This is a genomic window from Priestia sp. P5_B4, from assembly GCF_056400385.1.
The window spans coordinates 1-4,337 of record NZ_JBFULJ010000292.1; the positions used below are offsets into that span (position 1 = coordinate 1).

4 protein-coding genes are annotated in these 4,337 nt (G+C 39.6%); all 4 read left to right on the forward strand.

What is annotated here, in order from left to right; translation table 11 throughout:
• Positions 1-29 precede the first annotated feature (29 nt).
• The 4 genes from AC1DRF_RS17775 to recA all read left to right on the forward strand — a co-directional run bounded on the left by AC1DRF_RS17775 (position 30) and on the right by recA (position 4,228).
• On the forward strand, positions 30-1,004 hold the full coding sequence (locus AC1DRF_RS17775; protein ID WP_097824488.1) for a helix-turn-helix domain-containing protein: 975 nt from the start codon (positions 30-32) through the stop codon (positions 1,002-1,004).
• A gap of 144 nt (positions 1,005-1,148) precedes the next feature.
• A complete protein-coding gene (pgsA, locus tag AC1DRF_RS17780) occupies positions 1,149-1,733 on the forward strand; it encodes a CDP-diacylglycerol--glycerol-3-phosphate 3-phosphatidyltransferase (protein ID WP_013058806.1) in 585 nt (194 codons plus the stop codon).
• A 16-nt stretch (positions 1,734-1,749) separates the two neighbouring features.
• Positions 1,750-2,991, forward strand: coding sequence for a competence/damage-inducible protein A (locus tag AC1DRF_RS17785; RefSeq protein WP_377572565.1), 1,242 nt, complete (start codon positions 1,750-1,752; stop codon positions 2,989-2,991).
• 199 nt (positions 2,992-3,190) lie between these two features.
• Complete coding sequence (gene recA, locus AC1DRF_RS17790) at positions 3,191-4,228, forward strand: recombinase RecA (RefSeq protein ID WP_477741291.1); 1,038 nt, start codon at positions 3,191-3,193, stop codon at positions 4,226-4,228.
• Positions 4,229-4,337 lie beyond the last annotated feature (109 nt).

The window sequence follows — 4,337 nt, forward strand, 5'->3', positions numbered from 1 at the left end:
GCATGCACCTTTGGAAAAAGATTGCTGCATTGACAGAGTTAGGACAAAGGTTAAGACAAGAACGAGAAAGCAAAGGATTGTCGTTAGAAGATTTACAAAAACTAACGAAAATTCAAAAGCGCTATTTACTTGGCATTGAAGAAGGCAATTATGAGGTTATGCCTGGGAAATTTTACGTACGAGCGTTTATTAAGCAATACTGCGAAGCAATTGGGTTGGACACAGATGCTATTTTTGAAGAATACAAATCAGACATTCCTTCAACTCAAACAGAAGACATGCCGCAGCAGCTTTCGCGCGTTCGCAGCCGCAAAGAAATTCCTCAGCATACAAAAGGAGTTTCAAAAGCATATGACTACCTTCCAACTGTTCTAGTGGTGGCGGGAGTTGTAGTTGTGGGGATTATTATTTGGGTAATCGCTCAAAATATCGTCTCGGATAAAAACAAGGAGCAGGCTAACCAAGAAGCTCCAAACAGCGAAGTTCAGCAGTCTAACACGCAGGAAGAAACGAATGAAACTACTGCAAAAAATGACAATAGCAACTCAGAAGATGAACAAAGTGCTGCTGATAAGAAAGAACAAGAAAAAGAAAAAGCTGAAAAAGAAAAAGCCGCAAAAGAAAAAGCTGAGAAAGAAAAAGCGGAAAAAGAAAAGAAAGACAGCGGTAAACAAGAATACAAGGAAGTTCAAAAAACAGGCAGAAGTGCTACGTATGCTCTTTCCGGTGCAGATGCATTTAATCTAGAAGTAACATCCACTCAAGCAGATACTTGGTTAGATGTGAAAAATGGAAAAGGAAATGCTTTCTTTAGCTCCATTCTAAAAAAAGGTGAAACAAAAGAATTTGATTTGACGAAAGAAACTGAAGCTCGTGTCAACATCGGTTATTCACCTGGGGTAGAGTTAAAAGTAAATGGAAAAGCGGTTGACTTGCCGTTTGATTCATCCAAGCAAGTTCGACAAGTTGTAACGATTCAATATCAGCCGGCAGAAGCACAGTAAACACCCTGTTTTAAAAAGTGATCAGGGTGTAAATAAAGATAATATGTGAATTAATCACTCATTCACGCTATAATAAAACCAAAGCCGTGCAAACAACTTCGTTTGCACGCTTTCAGTTTGTAACAGTAATTGGAGGCAGAAGAAGTGAATTTACCAAACAAGATTACCATTTCGCGGATTTTTCTAATTCCCGTATTCCTCATTTTTATGATGGTGCCGCTACCATTTGGCACAGTAGAGGCGGCAGGAAAAGAGATTCCGATCGCTCACCTATTAGGGGCAGCATTATTTATTATCGCATCTACAACAGACTGGATAGACGGATACTATGCTCGAAAGTACGATTTAGTCACGAACTTGGGCAAATTTTTAGATCCACTAGCAGACAAGCTATTGGTTTCAGCTGCGCTTGTAGCTATTGTTGACTTAGATTTAATTGCAGGTGCAGGATGGGCTGCTATCATCATTATTAGTCGGGAATTTGCTATCACTGGTTTAAGACTTGTACTAGCAGGGGAAGGGGAAGTTGTAGCAGCCAATATGTTAGGTAAAATTAAAACATGGACTCAAATTTTAGCTATTTCAGCTATTCTGTTGTATAACTTGCCTTTTGAATGGGTTTCCATTCCATTTGCTAGCGTAATGCTTTGGATCTCAGTGATTTTTACGGTTATTTCAGGCTGGGACTACTTTGCTAAAAACAAACAGGCTTTTGTTAATTCAAAATAAGTAAGATGGAGATGATATGATGAACGCTGAAATTATTGGAGTCGGCTCTGAGCTGCTGCTTGGACAAATTGCCAATACAAACGCTCAGTATTTATCGAAAAAATTAGCCGAACTGGGAATTAATGTTTACTATCATACGGTAGTAGGAGATAATGCACAGCGCTTAAAAGAAGTGATTGCTACAGCTCAAACGCGTGCGGAGTTAATTATTTTCACAGGCGGGCTTGGTCCTACAAAAGATGATTTAACAAAAGAAACAATTGCGAGTGTGCTAGGAGTAGAGCTCACAACAAATGCAGAAGCACTTGAAAGCATTGAAGCCTATTTCAAACAGTCAAATCGTATCATGACACCTAACAATAAAAAACAGGCAATTGTGCTAGAAGGTTCGGCAGTGCTCCCTAACGATTACGGAATGGCTCCAGGTATGGGGCTTACGGTAGAGGGGAAACACTATATGCTATTCCCCGGGCCTCCAAAAGAGCTTTATCCAATGTATGAATCGTATGGTCAAGAATTTTTAACTCAAAAGCTTGAATTAAAAGAAAGTATTGAATCACGCGTTCTTCGCTTTTTCGGAATAGGGGAATCACAGCTTGAGACAGAAATTGAAGATTTGCTTGATGCGCAAACCAACCCGACGATTGCGCCGCTAGCAGGAGATGGAGAAGTGACGCTTCGCTTAACTGCTAAGCACGCTAATGCTGCTGAAGCACAGCGCATGTTAGACGAAGTGGAAAAGACCATTTCAGAGCGCGTAGGCGAGTATTTATATGGATACGAAGCAACTTCTTTACATAATGAATTGGTAAAAGAATTAACGGCACAAGGATTAACGATTGCTTCAGCCGAAAGTTTAACCGGTGGTTTATTCAGCGAACGTTTAACATCTGTTTCAGGTGCTGGAGAAGCTGTAAAAGGCAGCCTGGTCGCCTATCATTATGAAATCAAGCAAAATATTCTCGGAGTGAGCGAACACACGCTGAATCAGTACGGAGCCGTTAGCGAGCAGTGCGCGGCTGAAATGGCTCAGCGTATTCAACAGTTATGCAAAACGGATATTGGCATCGGGTTTACAGGTGTAGCTGGACCTTCCAAACAAGAAGGACATCCTGTAGGAACAGTATATATAGGAGTAGCCTATAAAGATCAAGCTCCTCAAGTTTACAGCCTGCAGCTATCTGGAAGCCGCCAGGGGATTCGTTCACGAACGGTTAATTATGGCTGTCATTACGTATTAAAGATGATAAAGAAATAAAGAAAAAAGGCTGTTTGGTTTTTCAAAAACAGCCTTTTTTTTATAAAATAATAAACGAACATTTATTCGCTTTTTGCTTGTCAAACGACTCAAAAACTAGTATAGTAAGTTATAGAAAGTTGTTAATTCGACATTGCTACTACATCGTAGTAAGTTTGCAGTTTATAGATGATTTCAAAGAGATAGAGGAGGAAATTGAGTGAAMGATCGTCAAGCAGCCCTTGATATGGCTTTAAAACAAATTGAAAAGCAATTTGGTAAAGGTTCAATTATGAAATTAGGTGAACAAACGGAAAAAAGAATTTCTACAATTCCAAGTGGTTCATTAGCGTTAGATATAGCTTTAGGTGTAGGTGGATATCCACGTGGACGTGTAGTTGAAGTATATGGTCCAGAAAGCTCAGGTAAAACAACAGTTGCTCTTCATGCGATTGCAGAAGTTCAACAGCAGGGCGGACAGGCTGCATTTATCGATGCGGAGCACGCGTTAGATCCTGTATATGCTCAAAAATTAGGTGTGAATATTGATGAGCTATTATTATCTCAGCCTGATACGGGAGAACAAGCTTTAGAAATCGCTGAAGCTTTAGTTCGAAGCGGTGCAGTAGATATTATCGTTGTTGACTCAGTAGCAGCATTAGTGCCAAAAGCGGAAATTGAAGGAGAAATGGGAGACTCTCACGTGGGTCTACAAGCTCGTTTAATGTCTCAAGCATTGCGTAAACTATCTGGAGCTATCAACAAGTCTAAAACAATCGCTATCTTTATTAACCAAATTCGTGAAAAAGTCGGCGTTATGTTTGGTAATCCTGAAACAACTCCTGGTGGACGTGCGCTTAAATTCTATTCTTCAGTGCGTCTAGAAGTGCGTCGTGCAGAGCAGTTAAAGCAAGGAAACGATATTGTAGGTAACAAAACAAGAATTAAAGTTGTGAAAAACAAAGTAGCTCCGCCTTTCCGTGCTGCTGAAGTAGATATTATGTACGGAGAAGGTATTTCAAAAGAGGGTGAAATTTTGGATATCGCTTCTGAACTAGATATTGTTCAAAAAAGTGGATCTTGGTATTCATATAATGACGAGCGTCTAGGTCAAGGTCGTGAAAATGCAAAACAATTCTTAAAAGAAAATACTGATATTCGTCAGGAAATTGCGGGACAAGTGCGTGAACATCATGGTTTAGACCAAGATGGAGAGCCAGCTCCTGAGGATGACGATCAAGGCGATTTAAATATTTAATTTGCTGCGAGATAAAAAAAGACTCCTCTATTTCAAAGAAGGGGTCTTTTTTTTGTAAAAATTGTTAATGATAGAAAAGTAACATACGAAATTTCAATATATACTGTAG

Bases quoted from the DNA above. Each gene is read 5' to 3' on its own strand.
- AC1DRF_RS17785 (WP_377572565.1), top strand. From the start codon at position 1,750: ATGATGAACGCTGAAATTATTGGAGTCGGCTCTGAGCTGCTGCTTGGA.